Source organism: Haloarcula montana, from assembly GCF_035666295.1.
In the GTDB taxonomy this organism is placed as follows: Archaea; Halobacteriota; Halobacteria; order Halobacteriales; family Haloarculaceae; genus Haloarcula; species Haloarcula montana.
In genome coordinates this window covers 227,052-253,094 of sequence record NZ_CP142028.1, presented here as the reverse complement: position 1 = coordinate 253,094, position 26,043 = coordinate 227,052, and the positions used below count along the sequence as shown (strand labels likewise).

Below are 26,043 nucleotides of genomic sequence, written 5' to 3'. Positions count from 1 at the left end.
GGGTAGCGACTCCTCACCTGCACGTAGTCTAGTGCCGTGTCCCAACCACCGTACTGCTACGTGCAAGCCCGGTCATATCCCGCGAGATGGCCGGGCTCATACTACGGGAGTTACCGAAACTGATGAGCAACGATCCAACTGACGACCCCCAGTCCGCGGCGATCGAGCAACTCGAACGATTGGGGTTGAGTGCCTACGCTGCGCGGACGTTCGTGGCCCTTGCGAGTTTGGGGACGGGGACAGCCAGAGACGTGAGCCAGGTGTCAGAGGTGCCACGGACCCGTGTCTATGACGCGATCGACGAATTACACGACCGGGGACTCGTCGATATCCTCCAGTCGTCTCCCAAGCAGTTCTGGGCCATCTCGGCCGAAACCGCGAGCCGAACGTTTGAACACGAACTCCAGCACCGTACTGAGGTCCTGCGGACGGCGTTACGTGAACTCGAACCCGTCGAACGACGCGCTGAACAGCGAGGTGTCTGGACGGTCGACGGACAGAGAGCGGTCACAGAACGGGTCAGAGAGTTCTTCGCGAACGCGGAGGAAGAAATCGTATACATGACCGTTGAGGATCTCCTCACCGACGACTTGCTCGACGTGTTGAGTGAGGCGGCAGAGCGTGGCGTCTCCATCAAGCTTGGCGGCGTCTCGGCAGATGTCCAAGCACGCATCCAGGACGACATCCCCGGAGCGACGATATTCGAGTCGCTGTGGGTCTGGTCGGATACCCCGGCTGGGCGACTCATGATGATCGACGGACGAAAAACCCTCGTGAGCGCACTCGTCAACGGTGCGGACGCGTCACCGGCCGACCCGCGGTCGGAGACCGCCATCTGGGGCGAAGGTGACTCGAACAGTCTGGTTGTCGTCCTGAAGGCGATTTTCACGTGGCGACTCGATACGGAGACTCCGGAGTACTGAGAAACCCAGGCGGCGGACCACTCGAACATGCTCTCGACGCCGCACGCTGAGAGCAACACCGTGCTACCCAGGAGCGTCTCACGAGTGGCTCCGTAAGGAAAGTGAATAGATAATGAATCCGGTGCCGATAATTTTGACGAGATTACTTATCAGTGGCGAGTACAGTGTATACACAGCGAGATCAAGTTCGAACTGTAACGCAGTAGCCGAAATTATAAGCGACAGTATCGGGGAAGCGACAGTAATGAGGGCGAGTCCGATCGCGAGAAACAGCATTTGTCGTCTGTCACTTCTACGGTATCCTTGGTAGGCTTGGTAGGCGATGAATACCCCCATCCCAACAGCGAGTAATGTCACTGCTAATAGAACGAGATAGTGAGGGGGGATCACCGAAGGGTCAATTTGACTCGGTTGCATTAGATTTCTCCCCACATCTCGGTGAACCGATCCGCCATTTTCTCCGTCGGTTGTTCTTCGACTTCGATCTTGAGTTCATCGTTTGCTAGTTCTATTGTGAGGCGTTTGAGCCGTGCCTTGTAGACACTGTAGTGGTGGCCGCCCGCTTCGACCTGGGTTTGTTCCTCGAGCAGTCCACAGTTGATGAGACGGTCAGTGCGCCGATAGATCGTCGGGAGCGACGCATCACACTCAGCACTGAGTTCCTTCGCCGATTTCGCCCTCGCGTTCGTTGACGTGAGGATAGCACGAGCGTATTCGTCGTCGAGGAGGGCGTAAATCTCGCTCGACTGGGTATCCTCACTCACGTGTAGTCGTTCTCGCGGGCATGCTTGGTATGATTGCTGATTTTCTGGCTCTGAAAACGTACTCACACTATTTCACCGTATGGAGTGAAAGCCGCCGAAGCGTCTGTTCACGGGAATTCTTCGAGTGTGTATGAGAGTATCAAACGGGGGCTCTGAACGGCTCTAACGCAGTTTTTCCGGCTTGGAAAATCTGGATCCCGTTTAACTCCCCGCTCTCCATCTGTTCGCTCGTGATACGAGAACTGTTGCAGCACACTGTTCGGTCACCGTCAGCGGCTGATAGACTCTCCCGGTTGCTACAGGATATGGACCTGTTCACGACAATCACTGTCCCACGGGGGGAGACACGATGAAGCGTAGCAGTATTGCGAGCGTCCTCTTCGCCGCCGTCATGGTGTCGGCTGCGACTGGGGCTGCCACTGCTGCCGTAACCGGAAATCCCGAGATCGAGGTCGCGCTCGCGGACAACACTGTCTCGGTAGGTGAGGAGACGACATTCGATGTCGTGCTCTCGAACAATGGCGAGCTCGATTCCAGTTCCCTCAGGAACCCGAGTCTGCACAACGAGGTGACCACTGCCCGCGGGTTGACGGTCGATGTCGGCTCCAACGACGCTCCGATATCGATATCGACCTCGCGGCAGCTCACCGGCGATCTCGCCATGGGTTCATCGCGGACGGTGTCGTTCGACGTTAGCGTCGACGATGACGCCGACCCCGGTACCTACCGTGTCCCCGTTGAGTTGAACTACGACTACTACAGCTACATCTCCGAGACGATAGGCTCCCGTGACTCCGAGAGCGGTTCCCAAACTGAGTACGTCACCGTCCGGGTCAGCGACGACGCAACCTTCGACGTGGTCGATGTCGATTCGAGCGCGCGTGTCGGTTCGACGGGCGGCGTCGAACTCACCGTCGAAAACACGGGTGAGACGGCCGCAACTGACGCTGCAGTGACGCTGGCGAGTCAGAACGGCGAGTTCACCGTCGGCGGCGGCGAGCAGAGTTCCCGATTTGTCGAGACGTGGGAGTCCGGCGAGAGCCGAACCTTCCAGTACCGGGTCGCTTCCTCCAGTGACGCCGAGCCCGAGCCGCACAACTTCGGCCTGTCCGTGGCCTTCGACAACACCGACGGCGTCCGAACGGAGTCAGTCGACAACACGGTCGGTATCGCCCCCGCACCCGAACAGTCGTTCGCAGTCGTCAACACCTCCTCGACGGTGCCCGTCGGCAACACCGGGGAGTACGAACTGACACTTCGCAACGACGGACCGGTCACCGTCGACGATACGACGGTGGCGGTCACCTCACAGAGCAGCGACATCACCTTCGGCGGAGCCAGCTCCACCTCACAGTTCGTCGGGGAGTGGAGCCCCGGGGAGGTCCGGACCGTGACCGTCGACGCGACTGCGAGTGCAAACTCGGAGGTCCGCTCGTACGCGTTGTCGGCGTCGGTCAAGTACGACGACCCCGAGGGCGACGCGGGCACCGACGACAGTCTCTCGTTGGGCATCGAGACCACGCCGAAACAGGAGTTCTCGCTGTCGGACGTTTCCGGGACGCTGCAGGCGGGCCAGGACGGGACGCTCGAAGCCACCCTGGTCAACGATGGCCCCCGGACCGTCGAGAACGCCGTGGTCAACTGGGAGAGCGACCACTCCAACCTCTCCCCACAGGGGACCCAGTACGCCGTCGGCAGCCTCGAACCCGGCGAGTCGACGACGGTGAGTTTCGGCGTCGATAGCTCCGACAGCGCCCGCGAGGGGCCACGCCAGTTCGACTTTACCGTCGGCTACGAGGACGACAGTGGTGACCAGCAGACGAGCAACACGCTGTCGGTCCAGTCCGCCGTCGCCGCCGGCGAGAACGAGTTCGACCTCGCGGTCGAAAACCGAACGATCACCGTGGGGAACGCACGGGTCGTCTCGGTCGAAGTGACGAACAACCTCGACGAGACGGTTACCGACATCGAGGCACGGTTGTTTGCCGACGACCCACTCAGCATCAGTGGGACGGACACCAGTTACATCGAGTCGTTGGAGCCCGGTGAGTCCACGACGCTGGCCTTCGAGGTGACGGCGGCGTCCTCCGCGACAGCGGGGAGCACGTATCCGATGTCGTTCGACTTCCGGTATACGGATAGCGATGGCGACACCCATCTGTCGGACACGTTCAGGAAGCCAGTCGATGCGGCTCCCCAGAGCGGCGGGGGCCTGCCGCTCCCACTCATCTTCGGGCTGGGAGTGGCAGTCGTCGGTGGTGTCGCAGTCGTCTACTGGAGGCGCGACTGATGTCACTGGCGGATCGGGTTGAAACGGCGACAGAACGCCTCAACACGACGATCGTGGACCGACCACGAGCAGTTATCGTCGTGTTTCTGCTTGTTACGGGGGTCTTTGCCGGCGGGTTAGCGTCTGTGCAAGTGAGCGCCGGCGGCCTCGACGCGTTCACCGAGGGGCTACCGGAACAGGAAGCCGAAGACGCAGTCGCCCAGAAGTTTGAAGATCCGTTCCAGGCAGACACGCAAGACACGACGCAACTCATTCGGACCGACAGCAACGTTCTGACCAAAGAGGCACTCGTCCGTGACGCACGCCTTCTCGAACGCGTTGCGGACCGTGATGACCTTCGGATGGAATCGGCGAGTGGCCCGGCTCCGACCATCGCGCAGCAGCTGAACCCGTCGGCGACCACACCGGAAGAATACCGACGGACGCTCGAACGTGCGCCCAAGTCTGAAATCAGACAGGCTGTTCGGGAACTCGAAGGGGAGTCCCGATTTGCCGGGTCGGTCTCGAACGATTTCAACCCCACCAGCGTCTCGGCGTCCGCATCGATCACGACCATCTCGCACGACTTCCCCGGGAGTTTCGACGATCTGACGGCTGTCCAGACGAGCCTCCAGGCGGTTGCTGACGATATGCCGGGCGACGTTCGTGCGTTCGGATCGGGGACCACCGAAGCAGAGATACGGCAGTCGATGTCGGATTCGCTGCTGATCGTGATGCCAGTGGTGATACTCCTGTTACTGGTCTTCCTGGTGGTCGCGTACCGTGACCCCATCGACGTACTGCTGGGGCTGGTCGCGCTCGTGATGACGATTATCTGGACGTTCGGGTTCCTCGGATACGCACGGATCCCGTTTAGCCAGCAGATGATCTCGGTCCCGGTGTTACTGCTTGCTGTCGGCGTCGACTTCGGTATCCACATCATCAATCGCTATCGAGAGGAGACGGCACGCGGGTTCGCGGCGGTCGAAGCGATGCGGGAGGCGAACAGCCAGCTCATCGTCGCGTTCGTCATCGTGACCGTGACCGCAGTGTTTGGATTCGGTGCGAACGTTATCTCTACTCTTACGCCGATTCGGAACTTGGGTATCGCTTCAGCTGTTGGGATTCTCTTCACGTTCCTCCTCTTCGGGGTGTTCTTACCCGCGGCCAAGCTGGTGAGCGATGACCTACGCACGCGTCTCGGCGTTCCGGAATTCAACTCTACTCCGATCGCGTCGGAGGACTCAGTCCTCGGACGAGTGCTGGCGTTTCCCGCACAGGTGAGCCAGCACGCCCCAACGGTGATCGTCGTCGGGTTACTCCTGTCCGGTGGCCTGATGGGCGCGTACGGGTCTGGCGTCGGTACCTCGTTCGAGAACGAGGACTTCCTGCCGCCCGAGGAGATTCCAACCTATCTCACAGAGTTGCCTGCGCCGTTTAGTCCAGGTGAATACACCATCACGTCGACGATCAACTTGCTGGACGATAAGTTCGGAAGCAGTCAGGGGAGTACTGTAAAAATACACGTCCAGGGGAACCTCAAGCAAGATCACGCGCTCGAAGCCCTCGCTGCTCCGAACGACAATCCGCCCGAGTCACTTGCAGTTGGACCTGGCGGGCAGGCGGAGGCACGGAGCATCATCACCGTCATCAAATCCCACGCGGATCAAAACGAAGAATTCGCTGCCTTGGTCGCCCGAAACGACCAGAACGACAACGGAATTCCCGACCAAAACCTCGAACAGATTTACGACGAACTGTTCTCGTCCTCGGCGAGTGATCGGGCCGAACGATACCTCACCGAGGATTACCAGTCCGCTCAGATCGAATATCGGACAGACTCCGACGCCACACAGACAGAAGTGACCGCTGGCGGGGCTGAACTAGCCGACAGGCTCCGGTTCGAAGCGACGGCCACGGGGAGCGTCGTCGTCCTCGCGGCGGTGATGGATCGCATCTTCCAGTCTGCGATTCAGGGGCTCGTCATGGCAGTGGGACTGACCGCTGCATTCCTCGTGATTATCTACGGGGTCTTGGAACGGAAGCCACTGCTCGGGGTGGTCAACGTCTTCCCGATACTGGTGGCCATCGCGTTCTTGCTCGGGACGATGCGATATCTGAACATCACGCTGAACGCACTGACAGCGACGATCCTCTCTATCTCGGTCGGGGTTGGCATCGCCTATTCGGTGCATACAACTCACCGGTTCATCGACGAATACGATGCGACGACAGGAGCACACGAAGCGATGATGGTGACGCTGACAGGAACCGGTGGCGCACTGTTCGGAAGCATGCTGACGACCGCGCTGGGGACCGGCGCGCTCGCACTGGCCATTACCCCGATTCTCGGTAACTTCGGGGTCCTGATCGGTCTGAGTGTTACCTACTCGTTCCTCGCGGCGGTGGTCGCACTCCCACCTGCAGTGTTGCTCTGGGAACGAATACATCAGTCGGATCTCGATCGGTTCGCACGTCTCCGTCCGGTACTGCAATAGCCACAGAAGCGTGGTTCGTCGGCGACGCGAGCCGATCGAGGGCCGGTCAGGCGTCCTCCGCTGCTGGCCGCTTTCCGGCCTGCTCGTACGCCACAGACGCATGGTATCCTCGTTGTCCTCGCCAGAGAGCGGTCGGTGCCGGCGCTATTGACACCGCTGGCTGTAATCAACCCCCGGTCCAGCGTCGAACGGGAGCTGTCAACCTGGACTGGTGGCAGAACTCATAAACCTGGGTCTGACAATGATAAGACAGTTACGATGGTGGCATTCCTGGCAGTCGTCGGTATCGGTGTCGCGATATTCGTCGGGTTCAACATCGGAGGGTCTTCCACAGGGGTTGCATTCGGTCCTGCAGTCGGATCACGCCTCATTCGGAAGACGACTGCGGGGGCATTGTTCGTCGGCTTTGGCTTTCTCGGGGCGTGGACCGTCGGTCGGGAAGTCATCGCGACGATGAGCAGCAGTATCGTGCCGGCAGCTCAGTTCACGCCCATCGCCAGTGTCACCGTGCTGTTTTTTACCGGCGCATCGCTGTTGATCTCGAACCTCTATGGCGTCCCGGCCTCGACATCGATGACCGCTGTGGGTGCCATCGTCGGATTGGGACTCGCATCCGGGACGCTCAATCAGGCACTGATGTTCGTGATCGTCTCAGCGTGGATCGTCGCTCCACTGACCTGTTTGTGTATCGGGGTCGTGGTCGGGCGCTATATCTACCCCTATCTCGATCGGTACGTCGCGTTTACGACGTTCACTCTCCACTTCGTCCAACTCGACCGATCGGGAGCGATTCCACGGCCGTATATCAATCCGAACGCATCACTGCAGGATACCATCGGATCACTCTCGGTTGTCGTCATCGGCTGTTACATGGCGTTCTCGGCTGGGGCATCGAACGCTGCGAACGCCGTCGCCCCGCTCGTCGGTTCGGGGGGATCGCTCACCGTCAATCAGGGCGTCCTGCTCGCGGTGGGGGCCTTCGGGATAGGGAGTTTCACCATCGCCCGTCGCACGCTAGAGACGGTTGGGGACGACATCACGGAACTCCCGATTCTCGCGTCATTGATCGTGTCCGTGGTCGGTGGGACGGTTATTACCGTTCTCTCATCGTTCGGAATCCCAGCGAGTCTCGCCGTCAGTACGACATCAACGATCATTGGGCTCGGCTGGGGCCGAGCGAGTCGGGCAGCGACGCTGGCGGAGTTAGCGACGCCATCGCCTGACCGTCCGGATGTCGCAGTCTCGACTGGCGCATTGGTCACGTCACGCGCTGAGGACGCGCCTGCCGGGCCGACCATCGGAGATGTCGCCCGAGAAGAGAAACCCGCAGAGAAGCCAGACGAGATCCCGGACATCCCAGATGTCGGGGCCGAGGGACCGGCTGACATCGATGAGCGAAGCCTCTTCGATCCGGCGGCGGCCAAGCGTATCGTGACGATGTGGGTGTTGACGCCGTCGCTGGCGATTGTCGCCTCGTATCCGGTGTTCGTGTTCTTGGAATAACTCTCCCGGCCAGTGCGGGTGTCTACAAACTGGTCGATCGCACTGCTCTATGTCTCTAACTAACAAATGGTATTAATACCCATATATTTGATAAAATCACGTACAATCCGTGGTGAAGAGACGGTCGTCCCCTGGTCCGGTTCCACCGGTACGTGACGACGGTAATGTTGACGTGTTTGTACCCGATCACACGAGACGGTGGACCGATGTGTGAATTGGGTTCGACTATCGGGTCGTCCGGGATGGAGTTCCCAAATCTGAAAAGCGCGCCCGGGGAGTTATATACGAACACTCCTGAATCGGGAGTGAATAGGGAGACCGATTTCGGTGGAGGATCGTTGTTGGTACGTAGCCGATCCCACTACGCCGTCATCGTTGAGCATTTTGAAATGTGATATTGACATCGGATAATAGCGCCCGGGTGGCAGTCAAATCGTCTGGGAGAACGTAATGCCGCTCTTTGCAAAACCGCTCATCGGGTTGGTGATGATCGGAGCGGCACCGATTACTGGCCTCCTCGCGCTGCGAGTCAGATCCGATGTAGATAAACCGGCGATAAAGTGGTTCTCTCTGATGATGCTCGCTGGCGTGGGTTGGGCACTCACCAGTGGTATCGGAACGATATTCTGGAACGCGACGGTATCGATGGTCTTCGATAGGTTCCTCCTCTTTACAGCCACGTTCACGGGGATTTCGTGGTTCCTGTTCGCCACCGAATTCGCCAACAAACAAACGGTTTCAGATCATACATTTCATGTCTTGTTGATTGTTCCAGTCATAACTCAGTGTTTCGTATGGATACCGCAATCTCAGTGGCTCGTCTACTCCCAGGTCACTATGACGAACGGACTGCTTACGACGACGCTTGGCCCTTGGGGGATGTTCGACCTCTGGGTTTTTGGATACGGCCTCACGTTCGCGGCGTTTGCAGTCCTGGTTGGCGAACTGTTGACTGCTGACAACCGGGCACGGAAAATTCAAGTAGGCCTACTAATCGGAGGCATGAGTATTCCCGTAGTAATTTCAGTAGCATATACGCTCGATCTCACGTCTGTCAACTTCACGGCGTATGGAATCGCAGCAACTGGCGTGATTTTCTTAGTCGCCATTCGAGAGGAATCCAACCCCCACTTATTTAGTGTCAATCACTTTGCCTGGGACCAGGCTATCAATGATATCGATGACCCCATACTGAACTTCGATTCGGAATACACCCTTACCGATGTCAACCCATCTGCTCGACGTGTTTTTGACATCGAGGTTGGGATGGACGCGGAGCATCTCAGAGAACTGAATCCGGAATTAGCCCCGATCTTTGACGAAGAGCGCCCCCAAGACATTGTCACTCACGTCGACGGTGCCAAGCGGTACTATTCCTATCAGTCGTCCCGAGTTGAATACGGACGCGGGGCGACAGGACAGACCGTTGTATTCCGGGATATCACTGCCCAAAAGCACCAGGAGAACCGGCTTCAGCGCCAGAACGAGCGGCTTGACGAATTCGCCAGTGTCGTGTCGCATGATCTCCGGAATCCACTGACTGTGGTTACGGGCCGTCTGGAACTCCTCCGAGAAGACATCTCGACCGACGAGTTTGAAACGATCCAACGGAACCTCCAGCGAATGGAGACAATCATCGACGACGTATTGAAGCTAGCTCGAGCCGGCGAAACTGTCGAAACCGGGGAATCAGTTCGGCTCGCGGGGGTCGCTACCGAAGCCTGGCAACACGTACATACCGATCAGTCCACGTTCGAGATGCGGGTTTCGGAGGACGTACTCGTCGAGGCAGACCGCAATCGTCTCCTCACCGTCTTCGAGAACCTCTTCCGGAATGCACTCGATCACAATGAGCCACCGGTTACCGTTCACGTTGGCACGTTCGGAGCTGACGAAACCCTGACAGACGGTGAGGGGTCTATCGGCGTATATATTGAAGACGATGGGGACGGCATACCCGCTGAGGAATGTGGAAGAATCTTCGAACACGGATACACGACGAATGATGACGGAACCGGATTCGGACTCTCTATCGTCCACGACATCGTCGAAGCCCATAACTGGGACATTCACGTAACCAATAGCTCGGGCGCTCGTTTCGAGATAACTGGCATCCCGGAGTCGAACGGATAGGTCGGTCACCGTCCTCCCGATCGCGGCTCAGAAGGAAGATGGAAGTCTTCTCACTCCGGTCGTTCAGAGTTTGGTTCGTTTAGGAGTGTATTTCCAGAATAGATGATTATCTAGACTTATATTCCCACATTCTAATACTGGATATGCAAACTTCGTATCGATATTCAGTTTTTACTCGTATATCTCAGAAGAGCTGCACTCGGTGTGGAAAAGTAGGTGCGTGGTACGGAATATCCGTCCGACTCGTTCTACTCTCTGCTGGCCGTGTGAGGCGGGTTAGTCGTCGGTGATGACGACCGTATCGATGACCTCGCCACAGGCGGGACAGCGGGGCTGTGGGTCCTCGGCTGTCCCGCCCGGGACGAGACCGGGGATATCCGCCCGGCACTCCGGGCACCTGACGGTATCGTGGCCCGGATACGGACAGATATCTGTATCCTCCGGTGGCACGGGTAGACTCATTCACCTGGTCCATAAAACTGTTTCGTTCACCGCAGGGGTTCGATTTATGAGCCACGGGGCAGTGGTGCCGATATGGAGTTGAGTGCAATCGTCGAGGATAGCTGTGCGCGTGACTGGGTGACGGTCGACCCCGATACCGTCGAGCCGGTACGGTTCGCGGTCATCGGCCTGGGCTGGTTCACGAAGGGGCGGGCGCTGCCCGCACTCGAAGCGAGCGACCGCTGTGAGCCGTCAGTCATGGTCAGCAGTTCGACGGAGAAAGCCGAACGTGTCGCCGCCGAGACGGAGGGAGCCGACCGCGGGATCACCTACGAGCAGTTCCACGACGGCGTCGCGAGCGACGCCTACGATGCCGTCTACATCGTCACGCCGAACGCGCTCCACCTGGAGTACGTCGAGACAGCAGCCGACCTGGGCAAGGCGGTCCTCTGTGAGAAACCGATGGAACGGGACAGCGAGCGAGCCGCCCGACTCCGGGACGTGGCTGCCGAGGCCGGCGTCGAGTTGATGATCGCCTACCGGATGCATACGGAGCCGTCAGTCAGGCGGGCGCGGGACCTGATCGAGGCGGGCTACGTCGGCGAACCGATGTCGGTCACCGGCGACATGTCTCAGCGACTGCTCGACCGGATCGATCCGAACCCCGACCAGTGGCGCTTGGACGAGGACCTGGCCGGCGGCGGCGCGCTGTTCGACATCGGGATCTATCCGCTCAACACCGCCCGGTACCTGCTCGACGCCGACCCGCGTTCGGTCACCGGCAACACGTCCAGTACTCACGACGCCTTCGACGACGTCGACGAGACGGTCGCGTTCTCCGTAGCGTTCCCCGAGGAAGTGTACGGTCAGTTCTACGCGAGCCACAACGCCCGCCAGTCCTCGGGGATCACCGTCACCGGAACCGAGGGGCAGGTCCGGATCGAACCGGCGTTCTTCCAGGACCAGACCCGCGAACTCCACGTCTCGCGGGGCGACGGGCGCGCCTCCGTGACTATCGAGAAAGTCGACCAGATGTTGGCGGAGTTCGACTACTTCGCCGACCGCGTCCGCGGCGACGAACCGATCGACGCCGACGGCGACCACGGGCTGGTCGACATGCGTGCCATGGAAGCCGTCTACGAAGCCGCTGAGACGGATCGGTGGGTCAGCGTCGACTGAGAACGGGACCTACTCAGGCGTTGAAACCCTGGTGGAAGCCGACGAGTTTCTCCCGCGAGAAGTGTTCGACGGCGTACTTGATGCCTTCCTTGCCGACGCCCGAGTCCTTGAACCCGCCGTAGGGCATGTGGTCAGCCCGGAAGCCGCTGACCGTGTTGATGTTGACGCCGCCGGCGTCGATCGTGTCGGCCGCGCGTTTCGCGCGGTCGATGTCCTGGGTAAACAGGCCGGCTTCGAGGCCGTAGTTGGTGTTGTTGGCCTCTTCGAGGGCCTCATCGAAGTCCTCGACGGTGATGACCGGGACCAGCGGGCCGAACGTCTCCTCTTTCGCGGCCGGCATGTCCGGGGTCACGCCCGACAGTACCGTCGGCTCGAAGGTCCGCGGGCCGAGGTCTCCACCGTAGTTACCGCCACACTCGACGGTCGCGCCGGCCTCAACGGTCGCCTCGAACAGTTCGACGACGTCCTCGAACTGGCTGTCGTCGACCATCGAGGCGATGGTAGTTTCGTCGTCGAAGGGGTCACCGACGACCAGATCTTCACAGGCGTCGACCAGTGCGTCGACGAACTCCTCTTCGATGTGTTCGGGGACGATGACCCGCTCGACGCTGTTACAGACCTGGCCGGCGTTCGAACAGGCACCGCCGACGACCTGGACCGCGGCTTCTTCGAGGTCGGTGTCGTCCCAGACGATCGTCGGGTCGTTGCCGCCCAGCTCCAGCGTGATCTCTTTCATGCCGCTGTTGTCGGCGAGGTACTTCCCGACGGGCGTCGACCCGGTAAAGGAGATGGCCTCGACGGCGTCGTGGTCGAGGATGACGTCGCCGGTCGTCGATCCGGACCCGGTGACGACGTTGACCAGACCGTCCGGGACATCGAACTCGACAGCGTCGGCAGCGTCGTCCAGACACTCGAACAGTGCGATGGAAGTCAGGGGGGTGTTGGAGGCGGGTTTGCCGACGACGGCGTTGCCGGCGGCGATAGCGGGACCGACCTTGTGGACCATCAGGTTCAGCGGGAAGTTGAACGGGGTGATGGCGGCGACGACGCCCAGTGGTTCGCGCTGGGTGAAACAGTGGTCCCGGGCGAAGCCCTTCTGGGCGTCCATCGGGACGTACTCGCCGAACATCCGCTTGGCCTGCTCGGAAGAGAGGTCGAGCGTCTGGACGGCCCGGTCGACCTCGCCGCGGGCTTCCGAGATCGGCTTGCCCTGTTCGCTGGTGAGGATGCGAGCGATCTCGTCGGCGCGTTCCTCGACCAGGCGGGCGGTCTCATGGAGGAACTCGTAGCGCTGGTAGGCGGACAGGTCGGAGGCTTCGAAGGCGGCCTCGGCGGCGTCGACCGCGTCGGCGACCTGCTGCTCGCTGGCCATCGGGACCGACCCCACGAGATCGCCGTCGTACGGGTGGATGACGTCCGTGCGCTCGTCGGCGTCGACCCACTCGCCGCCGATGAGCATCTGCTTGTCGAGACGTGTCGCTGCTTGCTGGCTCATACTCGTGAGGTGGGTCATCAGAATTATAAGTGTTACGCAGCCCCGAACGGCGGAGGGGCCGTTTAGGCGCCGAAGTCCTCGACGACTTCGTCGAGAACACCGACCTCGTTGTCGGCGCTGTCGTAGTCGCCGTGGGCCTGTACGTCGTCGGTAACGTCCCGGTCGGTGTAGTTCTCCGGTGCCTCGGGTGCGTGAGCGATGCCGGTGTGCCCGACTGCGTCGGTCTGGTCGATCGCGTAGTAGCCCTGTCCGAGTACGGCGTCGTTGTCTGAATAGTAGTTGTACAACTCGCCGGCCGAGTACTCGATGGCCTCGCCCCACCGCCGGTTCAGTTGGACGGCGTCGTTGTCGATCGCCCCGCCCAGCAGGGCGACCGAGTCGACGACGCCCTCCTCGGGCGTGTGGTGAGAGCCCTGCGAGGAGTAGAACCGGCTCACGTCCAGGTGGAGTTCCTCCAGCAGCGAGCAGGTGACCCGTGCGCCCAGCGAGTGGGCGATGATCCGTATCGGTCGGTCGTCCGACTGGCGGATGTCCCGGACCCACTGGCCGAACTTGAGCGCGTTCCGCTCGGCGATCTCGTTGGCGTCGGGCCAGCTCACGTCCGAATCCCAGGTGAACGCGGCGGTGAACGCGTCGGTATACCCCGCGTCTCTGAGCCCGGTTCGGGCCTGGTCCGTCTGGTACCGTCCCCAGAGATGTGGGACGCTATCGACGAACCCGTGGACGAGGACCTGGATCTCGTCGGCGTCGTCGAACCCACTCCAGTCACCCTGAAGGTCGTAGCTCGTCGGCGTCTCCCCGTCGACGAGCGAGGCCTCCCCGGGGTCCGACAGCGGGGTGAAGTGGCCGTCCGTCGAGACCGTCGGGAACGACTCCGGGACCGACGGCGGTTTGGTGGTACTGATCTCTTCGGCCTCCGGGAACCCGTCCGGAAGGCCCGTGTCGTCGTCACTCTCCTGTGCAGCAACCGTCCCCGTTCCCAGAGCGATCGCCGAGGCTGTGCCGCTAAGTGCCGTAAGGAACTGTCGTCGTGATGGCACGGGCGAACTCTCGAACGCGGATAGCATAATTGTTATGACTATCGTTGACACAACGCCCGGTCGGCTTCGAACGTGATAGCTGGAGGCGAATTATTAAATACTATCATTAACTCGCCTCACACATGCCAGCGAGTTCAGCGTCCGCCTCGTCGGACGAAGAGTCAAAGCTACGCTCCCGCGTGGCCTCTGCCGCCGGGGCAGTGGCGCGTCGTCTCACCCCGGAGTTCGTGCGCCGGCGGTACGCCGCGAAGTTCGCCATCTCGATGCTCGTCGTCTTGGTCGTCATCGCGGCGATCGGAACCGGTAGCTACCTCCAGATCCAATCGGAACTGCAAGAGGACACCCGGACCCAGCTCCAGTCCCGGGCGTCGATGCAGGCGACCGCGATCGGCGGGTGGGTCGAGGAGATGCAAGTCCAGACGCGGTTCATCTCCGCAGCCGGACCGATGCAGGCCCAACAGCCCAGAACCGTCGACCGCTATCTGGGGAGCGCACAGAACCTCGGAACGCTCGACATCCTCGCCGTCCACGTCGTCGACACCGAAGCCGGCGAGGTCCGGAGTAGCACTGCCTTCGACCTGGCGGGCCAGTCGGTCGCCGAGACCGACCAACCCTGGACGCGCCAGGTCGAGGCGGTCCAGCAGTACTCCAGTGTCTCCTCGGTCGTTGCGATCAGTGACGCCGCCTACCGGCGCTCGAACCAGACGGTGATGGCCTTCGTCAGCCCTGTCCCGGACACCGACCGCGCCGTCGTTGTCGTCGGCTCGATCGACGCCCAACTCGACGGAGTCGCGGGCGGGACCGAATCACAGACGACGATCGTCGACGCGGGCGGCGATGTCGTTCTGGCTCCCGGCGGCAGGACCGCCGACGACCCGGATTCGGTCGCGACGGTGACTGATACCACTGCGTTCTCGGCGACCGCGGAGAACGGGACCGTCAGTTCGGTCGAGCGGGCAGACCGGGTACTGGCCTTCGCCCCGGTCGCACAGACCGACTGGGTAGTGACGGTGTCGCTCCCGACCAGCGAGGCCTACGCCATCGGCCGCTCGGTCGGCCAGAACGTGCTGGGGATCGTCCTCGGCAGTATCCTGGCGCTCGGGGTCGTCGCCACCGCGCTCGGTCGCCAGACTGTCGTCCCGCTCACGCGGCTTCGCCGCCGGGCCGAACAGATGCAGGCCGGCGATCTCGATGTCGAGCTGTCGACCTCGCGTGACGACGAGATCGGTCGGCTCTTCGAGAGTTTCGACGGGATGCGCACCTCGCTCAAAGAGCAACTCGCCGAGACCGAGGCCGCCCTGGATGACGCAGAGGCCGCACGCGCCGACGCCGAGGCGGCACAGGCCGACGCGGAGGACGCTCGGGACCGCGCACACCGGCTCTCCGAACAGCTCCAGGAGCGAGCGGCCGCCTATGGCGAGACGATGCGGGCCTGTGCCGACGGACAACTCCACCGTCGCCTCGACGAGGACGTCGACACGGAGGCCATGGCGGAGATCGCCGCCGCGTTCAACGAAATGATGGACGACCTGGAGGGGACGGTCGCCGAGGTCCGACGGTTCGCCGACGACGTGGCGGCCGCAAGTGTCGACGTGGTCGAGCAGGCAGCGGACGTCGAGGACCGCAGCGAGACGGTCAGCGGTCAGGTCAGCCAGATCTCCGAAGGGGCTAGCGACCAGTCCCAGCGTCTCGACAACATGGCGGAAGAGACCTCCACGCTGTCGGCGAACGTCGAGGAGGTCGCCGCGAGCGCCAGCGAGGTCGCCGAGTCCGCAGAGCGGTCGGTCGAGCGCGGGACCGAGGGTCGTGCGGCCGCCCGGACGGCCCTCGATGAGATGGACGCCCTGCAACAACACGCCGGTGAGACCGTCGAGCAGATGGACGATCTCGACGAGCAGGTGCGTGCGATCGGGGACGTGGCGGACCTCATCGCCGAGATCGCCGAGCAGACCAACATGCTCGCGCTGAACGCCAATATCGAGGCGGCGACCGCCGGCGGAGAGGGCGACGGCTTCGCCGTCGTCGCCGACGAGGTCAAACAGCTGGCCGAGGAGACACGGGACGCCACCGACGAGATCGCCGACCGGATCGAGGCCGTCCAATCACAGACCGACAGGACCGTCGACGCGATGGACGAGATGCACAGCGCCGTCGGCGAGGCCGCTGGGACCGTCGAAGAGGTGCTCGCTGCCATCGACGATATCGTCGAGCACATCGAGGAGACCGACCAGAACGCTCGCGAGATCGATCGCGCGACCGGCGAACAGGCCCGGACGACCCAGGAGGTGGCCGGCGACATCGACGACGTCGCCGAGATCAGCCAACACGTGACCTCACGGGCCGAGTCCGTCGCCGACGCCGCTACCGAACAGAGTGAGACCGTCTCGACGGTCACCGAACAAGCCCAGGAACTTCGGGACCGTGCCACGACACTCTCGGATCGGCTCTCGACGTTCGAAGTGAACGAGACGGGCAGTTCGGACCCGGAGACGCGGGAGTAGTCTTCCCGCGGGAGTGTGTTGGGTCATCCCAAATTATAACTAAGTCCTCCTCCATGCGATAGTCATGAATCTCTCGGGAACAGTCGTTCCCATGGCGACGCCTACCCATGGGTCTCAGCGGTCGGTCGACGACGAAGCTCTCAGGCAGTTCACGCGAAAACTCGTCGACGGTGGCGTACACGGACTCTTTCCGGGGAGCTCTATCGGCGAGTTCCCCAGCCTGACGACCGAACAGAACCGTCGAGTCGTCCGGATCGTGGTCGAGGAGACCGACGGCGAGGCCGACGTGCTCGCGGGCTGTTGTGACACCAGCGTCGACGCGGTCCTTGACAACATCGAGGCCGCGGACGCCGCGGGCGCCGACGCGGCCGTCGTCGTCTCCCCGTACTACCTCGGGACCACACAGCCCGGCCTCGAACGGTTCTTCACTGCCATCGCCGACGAATCGCCGCTTCCGCTGTTGTTGTACAACATCCCGCCGCTGACGGGCAACGAACTCGGTGTCGATCTGATCACGCGGCTCGCCGACCACGACACCATCGCCGGCCTGAAAGACACGTCCGGCGATCTGACCTATCACCACCGGATCGCCAGTGAGACCCCGGAGGACTTCCTGCTCTTCCAGGGGGCGACGCAGCTGGCGACGGCTTCGCTCGAACTCGGGGCCGACGGACTCATCGCCGGCCCGGCGAACGTCTTTCCCGGCCCACTGTCGGCCCTCTACGAGGCCTACGCCGCCGACGATCTAGCGGAGGCCCGCCGGCTGATGCAGGCAATCGTCACGCCGTTCGTCACCGCGACCAGCGACATGCCCACCGCCGCAGCGATCAAACACCTCTCGGGGGTAGACGGACTGGGGATCGGCGGTCCACTCCCGCCGTTGCCGGAACTGACCGACGAGGAACGGGCGTCGCTGGCGGCGACCTACAGCCGGATCACCGAGCAGGTCGGCGAACAGACGGTCTGAGGACTGGCGACACGTTCTTCTCGGACGCTGGACTCACGACACTGGCGAGCCGGGGGCTTCTCGGAATTGCGACCGGAAAACGGCGTGATGCAGACTGGGGCGTCGGACTGCCGAGAAGAGGCCGTTAGGCGTTGTTGACCTCGCTGTCGATCTCTTCCTGGGCGTCGTTGAGCGCTTCTTCGGGCTCTTTGTTCTGGACGAGCGCGGCGTTGCAGTTGGTGTAGACGATCTCGGAGAACGTCGAGTACTGGGCTGTCGCCGGGCGGGCGCTGGTCTGGTCGACGATCTCTGCGAACGTCTCAAGCTGGGAGGCCTGCTCGTAGTACTCGTCGCTGTACAGTTCCTCCCGGACGGGGAGACGGCTGTGTTCCAGCGCCATCGTCTCCTGGGCCTCCATCGAGGCCATGTAGCTGGCGAACTGCTGTGCGGCCTCCTTGTTCTCGGACGCGGCGTTGATAAAGAGGTTCCACCCGCCCAGACAGGAGTTCTGGGCGTCGGGGTTGCCCTCCGCTTTCGGCATCGGCGCCACGTCGAAGTTCCCCTGGACGGCCGAGCCGTCCTCGTTCATCAGCGCGACGGCGTAGGGCCAGTTGCGCATGAAGATGGTGTTGCCCTGCTGGAACGTCTGCCGGTTCTGGTCCGTCGAGGAGGCCGGGATCGACTCCGGTGTGACCTCGTACTCGTGGATGAGGTCGACGGCGTGTTGCAGCGCCGCGATCCCCTCTTCGGTGTTGACCACGAGGTTACCGCTACCGTCACGGACGCTGCCGCCCATGCCCCACAGCCAGTTGAGCCACATGATGGTCAGCCCCTCGTTGGAGCCACCCTGCCAGATGTAGCCGTTGAGGTTATCGTCGGACTGCTCTTTGATGTCCTGGGCCATGTTGACTAGTTCCATGTAGGTCTCGGGCGGCCCGTCGTAGCCGGCCTCCTCCAGGAGGTCAGTCCGGTAGTAGAGCGCGTTGGCGTCCGTGTGGATCGGCATCCCGTACATGGTGCCGTCGACGGTCACCGAGTCGATGGGCGTCTGGAGCATGTTGTCGGTGTGACCTTCCGGATCGCTGACCTCCGCGGCCCAACCGTTTCCGGCGAACTCCGCCGGCCAGATGACGTCCATGTTCCCCACGTCGAACGACGACGACCCGGAGACGAACTGATTGACGTAGTACTCGCGTGTCGAGGATGCGTCCGAAGGAGTCTGCTGGGACTCGACGGTGATGCTGCTGTTGGCCTCCTCGAACATCGGGACCAGGTTCCCGGCGTCGTTGCTGAAATAGCCCGGGTAGACGTAGGTCATCGATGTCGATCCGCCACCGCCGTCGCCGGAGCCGCCATCACCGGAGCCGCCGTCGCCCGAGCCACCGTCACCGGAGCCTCCATCGCCGGAGCCGCCGTCACCGGACCCGCCGTCGCCGGAGCCGCCATCCCCACCACATCCGGCGAGCATCACGACGCTGCCACCGGCTACCGTCTTGATAAGCTGCCGCCTACGCTTGTCAGAGACTTCGTCTGTCATACACACTCACGTTCGGAACAACCCCTATTAATTGTTATTGTTTTTTATGCTACAATTACGGGAAAAGAAAGGGGACTCAGGCGCTCTCGGCGATCGCTCGGACCTCGTCCCAGAGGTCGTCCTCGATCTCGACGGTGGTAACCGTCCGGTCACGTTCGACGGAGCGCTGGCCCGGCAGTCGGATCTCGTCGACGTGGGCTGCCTGCTCGCTCTCGGTCAGCCGCGTCAGGAACGTACTCGCCCGTTCGCTGAACTCCCGAGCGCCCAGCGCTTCTGGGTCGATCGCCAGGAACAGGTCCCCCTTCGTACAGGGGTCTTCCGTGTGGTAGGTCCCGGTAACGTCGGTTCCCATCGCGGCGCCGACCAGGCCGCCGGCCAGCACCTCGACGGCGATGGCGAGTCCGGAGCCTTTCGCGCCACCGAACGGGAGAATCGTCCCGTCCAGGGCAGCGGCGGGATCTGTCGTCGGCTGGCCGTCGGCGTCGAGCGCGACGCCCTCGGGCAGTTCCTGGTCAGTCTCCTTGTAGTGGAGAACGGTCCCGCGGGCGATCCCCGACGTGGACATGTCGAGATTGAACGCCGGCTCGGTCGGCAGGCCGATGGCGATGGGGTTGGTTCCCAACACCGGTTCGGCGCCGCCGTAGGGGGGCATCGCCGGCTCGGTGTTCGTGATACCGACGCCGACGTATCCCTCCTGGAGCAGTTGGTCGGTGTAGTAGCCCAACATTCCGAGGTGGTTCGAGTCGTGGACGCCGACCGCGCCGACGCCGAACTCGTCGGCCCGGTCCATCGCCTCCCCGGCTGCGGCGCTGGCGACGACCGGACCGAGCCGCGAGCCGCCGCTGATCGTGGCCGCGCCGCCCCGGTCGTCGACGACATCGATCGTGCCGTCGGGGTCGACGTTGCCGTGTTCGATGCCGCGGACGAACCGCGGCAGTCGGAGCAGTCCGTGTGAGTGTTTCCCGCGGGCGTCGGCGCTCACCAGCACCTCGGCCGTCTGCTCGGCGTCGGCGTCGGAGATCCCGTGCGCGCGGAAGGCGTCGGCGGCGACCGCGACCGCGCGCTGCCGGTCGACCTCCATTATGTCGAGGGGCCGATGCGGTGGATGGCGAACTGGCTCTCGCCCATCGCCTCGCTGAGGGTCACTTTGCCGTTGACGATGTCGATGACCTCGTCCCAGAGTTCGTCGGTTGCCCACTCGATGGTCTCGTCGCCGACCAGCGCCTCACTCACGTCGACATCGGTCTGTTCGGGTACCCGTTCGGCGCTGTGTGGGTTGCCCGTGATCTTCAGGGTCGGCATGACGGCGTTCGAGAGGGTGTGACCCTGGCCGGTCGAGATAACCATGAAGTGGGCGCCGCCGGCACCGATGCCGGTGACGGACTCGGCCCCGTGGCCGGGCGTGTCCATGATGTACATCCCGGACTGGTCGGGGATCTTCGCACCGTAGTCGACGATGTCCTGGATCGGGCCGTCGCCGGATTTGACGAGCGCGCCGAGAGACTTCTCCTCGATGGTGGTGAGCCCGCCGTCCATGTTGTCCGGGGTCGGCTGGGCGCCACGAACGTCGTAGCCGGTGGCCTGGAGACGCTTGTCCCAGTTTCCGACACGGTCGAGGATCTCCTGGCGGACTTCGTCGTTGACCGCCCGTTCCGAGAGTTCCTCTTCGCCGCCGAAGAACTCCGGCGTCTCGGCGAAGCAGCCACGACCGCCGTGTTCGTCGATGAGCCGCCAGACGGCACCGGCGGTTGCCTTGTGCTGGCAGAGACCGCTGGTGGTGTCCGAGGTGGCGCAGTTGATCCCGAACGTGAGATTCGACATGTCCGCCGGGACGCGACGCTGGGCGCTTGCGTCCTGGACCATCTCTCGTGCGGCGTCGACGGTGGCGTCGAGCGCGTTCATCACACCCTTCTCCTCGTGGATGTTGATCGACGCGCTCGGCCGACCGGTCTCTGCGACGTCTCCGGCCAGTTCATCGCCGTCGACGATCTCGCCGGCGTGGGCGACCACGACTGCCCCGTACGTGTTGGGGTGGGTCGCGTACCCAAGCAGCGTCCGGTAGGTCTGGAACACGTCGGGCTTGGTCTGGCACCGACCCAGCGGGTGTGTGATCGGGATCGCGTCGTCGACGATGTCCGCCGCGCGCTTGACCGTATCGTTGGCGTAGGGCGCCGTCGATACGATGACTGTGTGGTTACGGATGCCGATACTACCGTCGTCCCGTTCGTAGCCTAGGAATTCGGACATGGTTACTCGCTGACCGCCTCGACTTCTTCGTCACCCGCGAGGTCACCGCGGCCGTAGTTCGATTCGACGTTGTGGACGTGGACGAACGTCCCAGCCGGGATGTCCTCTGTTGCGTTGCCGATACTCTTGCCGTATTTCGTGATGGTCTCGCCGTCGGCGATGTCCTCGATCGCGAGTTTGTGCCCGAAGTTCACGTCGTCGAGCATCTCGATCGTTCGCTCCTGGTCACCGACCGCGACCGTGACTGTCTCCCCGGCCTCAACGTCACGAAGCGCTGTCGCGACGTTATCCTCCGGTTCGACGACCTCTAGATATCTGTCGGCCATACACTTCGGTTGACGGACGCCCCAGTTGATAACGTTTTCTCCTGGGCCGACGAATGTTCACAGCACCAGCGTCACTGCGCCGAGTGCCAACAGGCTCACCGCCAGGAACTGCGCGAGCACGACCAGGATCGGCTTGGCTCCGGTCGCTTTGAGCTGGCGTGGGTTCAGTTCGAAGCCGAGACCGACGAACGCGAGCGCGAACAGCCAATCCCCGGCCGTCCCGATCGCTGCCTGTGTCCCGGCCCCGATGAGCCCGAGGTTGACGACGACCGCGACGAGCAGGAACCCGATCAGGAACTTCGGGAACCGGTACCAGATCTCCCTCGCGTCGGCCCGGTCAGTCCCGGTCGCGTAGTAGATCGCGTAGCCGACGGCCAGGACGCCGATGAAGGTGTTGCGAACCAGTTTGGTGATCGTCGCCCATTGGCCGGCCGTCTCCGAGACGGCGAAGCCGACCGCCGCCGCCGGACCGGTCGAGAAGAGGCTCAGTCCGGCCCAGATGCCGAAGGTACGATCCGGGAGGCCAAGCGCCGACCCGACGATCGGAAAGACGACTAACGTGATCGCGTCGAACAGCAACACCGTGCCCGCGGCGTAGCTGATCTCGGCCTCGTCGCCGTCGATACTCCCGGCGACGGCAAGTACTGCCGAGACGCCACAGACGCTCGCACCGGCAGCGAGCAGCGATCGGGTCCGTGACTCGATCCCCACCCGTTTCCCGACGGTCTCGATGAACAGGACACCGAGGACGACGACGCCCATCGCCAGTACGATCACCAGCGGCCCGGTCTCGACGAGTTGGCCGACGGTCAACTGCGCGCCCAGCAGAACGATCCCGGTCTCTAACATGAGTTTGTGACGGTCGATCCCGGCCTCGGCCCACTCGGGTACGCCGACGGTGGCTGCGACTCCTGCACCGCTGGCGATGGCGACGACTAACGGACTCAGCGGCGTGGCGTCACCCACGACTCGGGCGAGGGCAGCCAGCACCGACAGGACCACCAGTCCCGGTACCAGTTCGCGGACCGAACTCATCAGGGAGCCAGCGTCGTCGCGAGGACGATCGTGACTCCGAGCGCGGTCGCCTTCCAGCCCCGGTCTACGGCCAGGACTTTCCGACGACAGCGGGACACGAGTCTCTCGGTCCGAGTGCGCGAACGCTTCACGTCCATATGAGTGAACCCGGAACGCCTCCTATATAAAATTTCACAGTCCGGTGCGGACGGTCCGCGGGCGCGCCCCCGTAGTTTTATAACGAAAGACGACCCACGTCGGGGACGAATGGCAGATACAGTCGAGAGTTCGTCCGGGTCCGACTACGGCGACGGTCCGGGACGGCAGAACAGATTACAGCGGTATCGTGACCTCCGGTTCTCCGAGGAGGAACTGGCGGTAATCCTGCTGACACCGGTCGTTTCGTTCCTGTTGGCGGTGTCGTTCTACCCCATCTTCGACACCGTCGTCGGGAGCTTCTACGAGGGGTACGTCCTAGAGATGACCCCGCAAGAGTTCGTCGGTCTGGAGAACTACCGGAGCCTCTACGGGAGCGGCCCCCTGCTGGAGCAGTTCCTCAGCGGCGACGGGTTCTGGAACGCGCTGCGGGTCTCGCTCATCTACACCTTCGTGAGCGTCCCCATCGAGACTGCCCTCGGACTGGGCCTGGCACTGCTGCTCAACCGTGACTTCCGTGGGAAGTACTTCGCTCAGGCCGCGATCCTCTTTCCCTGGGCCATCCCGACGGTCATCAACGCCCGGATCTGGGCCTGGATGTTCAACGGCCAGTACGGCGTGGTCAACGATCTGTTGATCCGGATCGGCCTCCTCCAGACCCCGTTCCCGTTCCTGGCGAAACCCGACACCGCACTCCTCTCGATGCTGTTTATCACGATCTGGAAGACCAGTTCGTTCATGGCGCTGATCATGCTCGCCGGCCTCCAGTCGATCCCGGACACTCTCTACGAGGCCTCCAGGATGGACGGTGCCGGTCGGATCAGACAGTTCTGGGACATCACGCTGCCGCTGTTGAAGCCGACGCTGCTCGTAGCGCTGATCTTCCGGACCCTCCCGGCGTTCCAGGCCTTCGGCCTCCCGTACGGACTGACCGGCGGCGGCCCGGCCTCCGCGACGACCACGCTCGTGCTGTTCGACCACCAGATCACCTTCAACCGCCTCAACTTCGGAGAGGGAGCTGCGACCGCGAGCATCATCACGCTGATCGCGCTCGGCATCGCGATGCTCTATGTCGGGACGCTGTACGAACCGGAGGTGCGGTGAGATGAGCTACGATTCCAACCCCCTCGAGATCGACCGGTTCCAGTGGGTCGGGAAGAAGGTCGGTTTCTACGGGAGCATCTTCATCATCGCTCTGGTCTCGGTGTTCCCAGTGCTGTGGATGTTGATTACCTCGCTCAAACAGCCCGGCAACGTCGTCACGTTCCCCGTCGAGTACATCCCGCGGAACCCGACGTTGGCGAACTACCAGGCAGCACTGGAACAGGCCCCGTTCTTCCGCTATATGCTCAACAGCGCCATCGTCGCCTCCGGGACCGCTATCCTGGACGTGTTCCTGGGCGCGCTGGCGGGCTATGCCCTCTCGCGGCTCCGCTTCCGGTTCAAGCTCCCCGTCCTCCTGCTCATCCTCGGAACTGCCATGTTGCCCTTCATCGCCCGGCTGATCCCGCTGTTCAGCCTGGCGCGCTCGTGGGGCCTGCTCAACGACTACCTGGGGCTGATCATCCCCTACGCCGCCTTCCAGCTACCGTTCGCAGTCTGGATCTTCCAGGCGTACTTCAAGGAACTCCCCGATTCACTGGAGGAGGCGGGCCTGATGGACGGCCTCTCCCGGATCGGCGTCCTCTTCCGGATCATCCTCCCGGTCTCCGCGCCGGCGATGGCGACGGCGGCGATCATCGTCTTCATCTACGCGTGGAACGAGTTCCTGTTCGCGCTGACGTTCATGACCGAAGACCAGATGCGGACGATCACTGTCGGGATCGCACTGTACCAGGGTGAGTTCCAGTATCCCTGGGGGACCATCTCGGCCGCCGTGTTCATGTCCGTGATGCCACTGATCCTCTTCATGCTGTTCTTCCAGCGGAAGGTCGTCGAGGGCCTGACTGCGACCGGTAAGGCCTGACCGGCCCCCGATTTTCCCGTCCGATTCGACTTTACTTCGCTCGCCAGCGGACGCGTTCCGGACCACGCTCTGGTTCACCGCTTGCTGCCCGACGAGCGAACCGCGAAAAGCAGCGGCGGGTCAGTCGTTGACGACGTTCCAGGGCTCGCCGCCCTCTAAGACCGTGCGGACGATGTCGGTCACCGTCCGCCGGCGCTGGTCGTTGGCCTCCTCGCTGTACCAGGCGACGTGTGGCGTCGTCACCACCTTCGGGTGGTCCCGGAGCGGGTCGTCCGCGGCCGGGGGTTCCTCGGGGAAGACGTCCAGACCCGCGCCGGCGATCTCGCCCGCGTCCAGCGCGTCGACGAGCGCTTCGCCGTCGACGATCGGACCGCGAGCGACGTTGACGAAGTAGGCGTCCTCGTTCATCCGTTCGAAGGCGTCGGCGTCGAACATCCCACGGGTCTCGGGGACCAGCGGGGAGTGGACGGTGACGAAGTCAGCCCGGTCGAGCAGTTCCTCGAACTCGACCAGCGTCGCGGGGTCGTCGGCCACGTCCGCCTCGGAGAGGAAGGGATCACTGGCGATCACGTCAGTTCCGAGTGCGTCGGCCCGCTCGCCGACCGCGCGGCCGATGGCGCCGTAGCCGACGACGCCGACCGTCTGTGTCGAGAGCCGGTGGATCGGTGTCGCCACGTCACGGTCCCACCCGCCCGCGGCCACGTCGGCGTCGTAGGACTTCAGCCCACGCGCGAGCGCGAGGTACAGCGTCAGTGCGTGGACGGAGACCTCCTCCAGACAGTAGTCGGGGACGTTCGTGACGGGAATCCCCCGCTCGTCGGCTGCCTCCACGTCGATGTTGTCGACGCCGATCCCGTACCGGGAGATCACCCGGCAGTCGGTCAGCGCGTCGATCGCCTCGGCGTCCAGGTCGTACCGGAGGTTGATGACCGCGTCCGCACGGGCAAGCGTCTCGTGGGCGTCCTCGACATCCTCGCCCACGTCGCCGGTCAGTTCGACGACCTCGGCGACCCCGTCGAGGCCGTCACGTTCGATCGAGAGATCCGTGAAGTCGTGGTCGGTCACGACGACTGTGTGTTCAGACATAGTGTGAGAGTGTTCGCGG

At 62.8% G+C, this 26,043-nt stretch carries 22 protein-coding genes; 10 read left to right on the top strand and 12 right to left on the bottom strand.

Annotated features, from left to right (window positions below):
* The first annotated feature begins 122 nt into the window (after positions 1 to 122).
* Positions 123 to 923, top strand: a complete 801-nt coding sequence (locus VJ109_RS16915; protein WP_324760502.1) for a TrmB family transcriptional regulator — start codon at positions 123 to 125, stop codon at positions 921 to 923.
* 78 nt (positions 924 to 1,001) lie between these two features.
* Here VJ109_RS16915 and VJ109_RS19550 read toward each other — a convergent pair whose 3' ends face one another.
* Together VJ109_RS19550 and VJ109_RS16910 are read right to left on the bottom strand one after the other, a co-directional pair.
* Positions 1,002 to 1,340, bottom strand: coding sequence for a DUF7521 family protein (locus VJ109_RS19550; RefSeq protein ID WP_434737292.1), 339 nt, complete (start codon positions 1,338 to 1,340; stop codon positions 1,002 to 1,004).
* A complete protein-coding gene (locus VJ109_RS16910) occupies positions 1,340 to 1,687 on the bottom strand; it encodes a transcriptional regulator (protein ID WP_324760501.1) in 348 nt (115 codons plus the stop codon). Before VJ109_RS16910 ends, VJ109_RS19550 begins: the two co-directional genes overlap by 1 nt.
* A gap of 349 nt (positions 1,688 to 2,036) precedes the next feature.
* Between VJ109_RS16910 and VJ109_RS16905 the strand changes: the two genes are divergently transcribed.
* The 4 genes from VJ109_RS16905 to VJ109_RS16890 all read left to right on the top strand — a co-directional run bounded on the left by VJ109_RS16905 (position 2,037) and on the right by VJ109_RS16890 (position 10,090).
* Positions 2,037 to 3,977 (top strand): COG1361 S-layer family protein, encoded by a 1,941-nt coding sequence (locus VJ109_RS16905; RefSeq protein ID WP_324760499.1) that lies wholly within the window; start codon positions 2,037 to 2,039, stop codon positions 3,975 to 3,977.
* Positions 3,977 to 6,454: an efflux RND transporter permease subunit gene (locus VJ109_RS16900; RefSeq protein ID WP_324760497.1), complete on the top strand. Its 2,478-nt coding sequence runs from the start codon at positions 3,977 to 3,979 to the stop codon at positions 6,452 to 6,454. The genes VJ109_RS16905 and VJ109_RS16900 overlap by 1 nt, the downstream gene beginning before the upstream one ends.
* Positions 6,455 to 6,712: 258 nt before the next feature.
* Positions 6,713 to 7,957, top strand: coding sequence for an inorganic phosphate transporter (locus VJ109_RS16895; RefSeq protein WP_324760495.1), 1,245 nt, complete (start codon positions 6,713 to 6,715; stop codon positions 7,955 to 7,957).
* Positions 7,958 to 8,407: 450 nt separating this feature from the next.
* Entirely contained in the window at positions 8,408 to 10,090 is a 1,683-nt protein-coding gene (locus VJ109_RS16890) for a sensor histidine kinase (RefSeq protein ID WP_324760493.1), read from the top strand.
* A 276-nt stretch (positions 10,091 to 10,366) separates the two neighbouring features.
* On the opposite strand, the gene VJ109_RS16885 is transcribed toward VJ109_RS16890, so the two are convergent.
* Positions 10,367 to 10,540, bottom strand: a complete 174-nt coding sequence (locus tag VJ109_RS16885; protein WP_324760491.1) for a hypothetical protein — start codon at positions 10,538 to 10,540, stop codon at positions 10,367 to 10,369.
* A gap of 84 nt (positions 10,541 to 10,624) precedes the next feature.
* On the opposite strand from VJ109_RS16885, the gene gfo6 reads away from it, so the two are divergent.
* Positions 10,625 to 11,710 (top strand): D-xylose 1-dehydrogenase Gfo6, encoded by a 1,086-nt coding sequence (gene gfo6 / locus VJ109_RS16880; protein ID WP_324760489.1) that lies wholly within the window; start codon positions 10,625 to 10,627, stop codon positions 11,708 to 11,710.
* A gap of 13 nt (positions 11,711 to 11,723) precedes the next feature.
* Here the strand turns inward: gfo6 and VJ109_RS16875 are convergent, their stop codons facing one another.
* Both VJ109_RS16875 and VJ109_RS16870 read right to left on the bottom strand, forming a co-directional pair.
* The gene (locus tag VJ109_RS16875; protein ID WP_324760488.1) at positions 11,724 to 13,205 is read right to left on the bottom strand and encodes an aldehyde dehydrogenase family protein; all 1,482 of its coding nucleotides are present in this window, start codon (positions 13,203 to 13,205) and stop codon (positions 11,724 to 11,726) included.
* A 62-nt stretch (positions 13,206 to 13,267) separates the two neighbouring features.
* Positions 13,268 to 14,245 carry a DUF726 domain-containing protein gene (locus VJ109_RS16870; protein ID WP_324760487.1) on the bottom strand — a complete coding sequence of 326 codons (978 nt, stop codon included), beginning with the start codon at positions 14,243 to 14,245 and terminating at the stop codon, positions 13,268 to 13,270.
* Between the two features lie 122 nt (positions 14,246 to 14,367).
* Here VJ109_RS16870 and VJ109_RS16865 point away from each other — a divergent pair, with 122 nt between their 5' ends.
* Both VJ109_RS16865 and VJ109_RS16860 read left to right on the top strand, forming a co-directional pair.
* Positions 14,368 to 16,746: a methyl-accepting chemotaxis protein gene (locus VJ109_RS16865; protein WP_324760485.1), complete on the top strand. Its 2,379-nt coding sequence runs from the start codon at positions 14,368 to 14,370 to the stop codon at positions 16,744 to 16,746.
* 64 nt (positions 16,747 to 16,810) lie between these two features.
* Positions 16,811 to 17,713 (top strand): dihydrodipicolinate synthase family protein, encoded by a 903-nt coding sequence (locus tag VJ109_RS16860; protein ID WP_324760484.1) that lies wholly within the window; start codon positions 16,811 to 16,813, stop codon positions 17,711 to 17,713.
* A gap of 124 nt (positions 17,714 to 17,837) precedes the next feature.
* Here the strand turns inward: VJ109_RS16860 and VJ109_RS16855 are convergent, their stop codons facing one another.
* The 6 genes from VJ109_RS16855 to VJ109_RS16830 all read right to left on the bottom strand — a co-directional run bounded on the left by VJ109_RS16855 (position 17,838) and on the right by VJ109_RS16830 (position 22,974).
* Complete coding sequence (locus tag VJ109_RS16855; RefSeq protein ID WP_324760482.1) at positions 17,838 to 19,229, bottom strand: ABC transporter substrate-binding protein; 1,392 nt, start codon at positions 19,227 to 19,229, stop codon at positions 17,838 to 17,840.
* Between the two features lie 76 nt (positions 19,230 to 19,305).
* On the bottom strand, positions 19,306 to 20,310 hold the full coding sequence (locus VJ109_RS16850) for an Ldh family oxidoreductase (protein ID WP_324760479.1): 1,005 nt from the start codon (positions 20,308 to 20,310) through the stop codon (positions 19,306 to 19,308).
* Positions 20,310 to 21,476, bottom strand: a complete 1,167-nt coding sequence (locus VJ109_RS16845) for a UxaA family hydrolase (protein ID WP_324760478.1) — start codon at positions 21,474 to 21,476, stop codon at positions 20,310 to 20,312. The genes VJ109_RS16850 and VJ109_RS16845 overlap by 1 nt, the downstream gene beginning before the upstream one ends.
* A 2-nt stretch (positions 21,477 to 21,478) precedes the next feature.
* Positions 21,479 to 21,802, bottom strand: coding sequence for a UxaA family hydrolase (locus tag VJ109_RS16840; RefSeq protein WP_276223522.1), 324 nt, complete (start codon positions 21,800 to 21,802; stop codon positions 21,479 to 21,481).
* Positions 21,803 to 21,859: 57 nt separating this feature from the next.
* Positions 21,860 to 22,837 carry a YeiH family protein gene (locus VJ109_RS16835; protein ID WP_324760475.1) on the bottom strand — a complete coding sequence of 326 codons (978 nt, stop codon included), beginning with the start codon at positions 22,835 to 22,837 and terminating at the stop codon, positions 21,860 to 21,862.
* On the bottom strand, positions 22,837 to 22,974 hold the full coding sequence (locus tag VJ109_RS16830; RefSeq protein ID WP_324760473.1) for a hypothetical protein: 138 nt from the start codon (positions 22,972 to 22,974) through the stop codon (positions 22,837 to 22,839). Before VJ109_RS16830 ends, VJ109_RS16835 begins: the two co-directional genes overlap by 1 nt.
* A 109-nt stretch (positions 22,975 to 23,083) precedes the next feature.
* Between VJ109_RS16830 and VJ109_RS16825 the strand changes: the two genes are divergently transcribed.
* Positions 23,084 to 24,076 (top strand): carbohydrate ABC transporter permease, encoded by a 993-nt coding sequence (locus tag VJ109_RS16825; RefSeq protein WP_324760471.1) that lies wholly within the window; start codon positions 23,084 to 23,086, stop codon positions 24,074 to 24,076.
* A gap of 1 nt (position 24,077) precedes the next feature.
* Entirely contained in the window at positions 24,078 to 24,938 is an 861-nt protein-coding gene (locus VJ109_RS16820) for a carbohydrate ABC transporter permease (RefSeq protein WP_324760470.1), read from the top strand.
* A gap of 120 nt (positions 24,939 to 25,058) precedes the next feature.
* Here VJ109_RS16820 and VJ109_RS16815 read toward each other — a convergent pair whose 3' ends face one another.
* On the bottom strand, positions 25,059 to 26,024 hold the full coding sequence (locus VJ109_RS16815) for a C-terminal binding protein (protein ID WP_324760468.1): 966 nt from the start codon (positions 26,022 to 26,024) through the stop codon (positions 25,059 to 25,061).
* Between the last annotated feature and the right edge of the window lie 19 nt (positions 26,025 to 26,043).

Bases quoted from the DNA above. Each gene is read 5' to 3' on its own strand.
- VJ109_RS16915 (WP_324760502.1), top strand. From the start codon at position 123: ATGAGCAACGATCCAACTGACGACCCCCAGTCCGCGGCGATCGAGCAA.
- VJ109_RS19550 (WP_434737292.1), bottom strand. From the start codon at position 1,340: ATGCAACCGAGTCAAATTGACCCTTCGGTGATCCCCCCTCACTATCTC.
- VJ109_RS16905 (WP_324760499.1), top strand. From the start codon at position 2,037: ATGAAGCGTAGCAGTATTGCGAGCGTCCTCTTCGCCGCCGTCATGGTG.
- VJ109_RS16900 (WP_324760497.1), top strand. From the start codon at position 3,977: ATGTCACTGGCGGATCGGGTTGAAACGGCGACAGAACGCCTCAACACG.
- VJ109_RS16895 (WP_324760495.1), top strand. From the start codon at position 6,713: ATGGTGGCATTCCTGGCAGTCGTCGGTATCGGTGTCGCGATATTCGTC.
- VJ109_RS16890 (WP_324760493.1), top strand. From the start codon at position 8,408: ATGCCGCTCTTTGCAAAACCGCTCATCGGGTTGGTGATGATCGGAGCG.
- gfo6 (WP_324760489.1), top strand. From the start codon at position 10,625: ATGGAGTTGAGTGCAATCGTCGAGGATAGCTGTGCGCGTGACTGGGTG.
- VJ109_RS16875 (WP_324760488.1), bottom strand. From the start codon at position 13,205: ATGAGCCAGCAAGCAGCGACACGTCTCGACAAGCAGATGCTCATCGGC.
- VJ109_RS16865 (WP_324760485.1), top strand. From the start codon at position 14,368: ATGCCAGCGAGTTCAGCGTCCGCCTCGTCGGACGAAGAGTCAAAGCTA.
- VJ109_RS16860 (WP_324760484.1), top strand. From the start codon at position 16,811: ATGAATCTCTCGGGAACAGTCGTTCCCATGGCGACGCCTACCCATGGG.
- VJ109_RS16855 (WP_324760482.1), bottom strand. From the start codon at position 19,229: ATGACAGACGAAGTCTCTGACAAGCGTAGGCGGCAGCTTATCAAGACG.
- VJ109_RS16850 (WP_324760479.1), bottom strand. From the start codon at position 20,310: ATGGAGGTCGACCGGCAGCGCGCGGTCGCGGTCGCCGCCGACGCCTTC.
- VJ109_RS16845 (WP_324760478.1), bottom strand. From the start codon at position 21,476: ATGTCCGAATTCCTAGGCTACGAACGGGACGACGGTAGTATCGGCATC.
- VJ109_RS16840 (WP_276223522.1), bottom strand. From the start codon at position 21,802: ATGGCCGACAGATATCTAGAGGTCGTCGAACCGGAGGATAACGTCGCG.
- VJ109_RS16835 (WP_324760475.1), bottom strand. From the start codon at position 22,837: ATGAGTTCGGTCCGCGAACTGGTACCGGGACTGGTGGTCCTGTCGGTG.
- VJ109_RS16830 (WP_324760473.1), bottom strand. From the start codon at position 22,974: ATGGACGTGAAGCGTTCGCGCACTCGGACCGAGAGACTCGTGTCCCGC.
- VJ109_RS16825 (WP_324760471.1), top strand. From the start codon at position 23,084: ATGGCAGATACAGTCGAGAGTTCGTCCGGGTCCGACTACGGCGACGGT.
- VJ109_RS16820 (WP_324760470.1), top strand. From the start codon at position 24,078: ATGAGCTACGATTCCAACCCCCTCGAGATCGACCGGTTCCAGTGGGTC.
- VJ109_RS16815 (WP_324760468.1), bottom strand. From the start codon at position 26,024: ATGTCTGAACACACAGTCGTCGTGACCGACCACGACTTCACGGATCTC.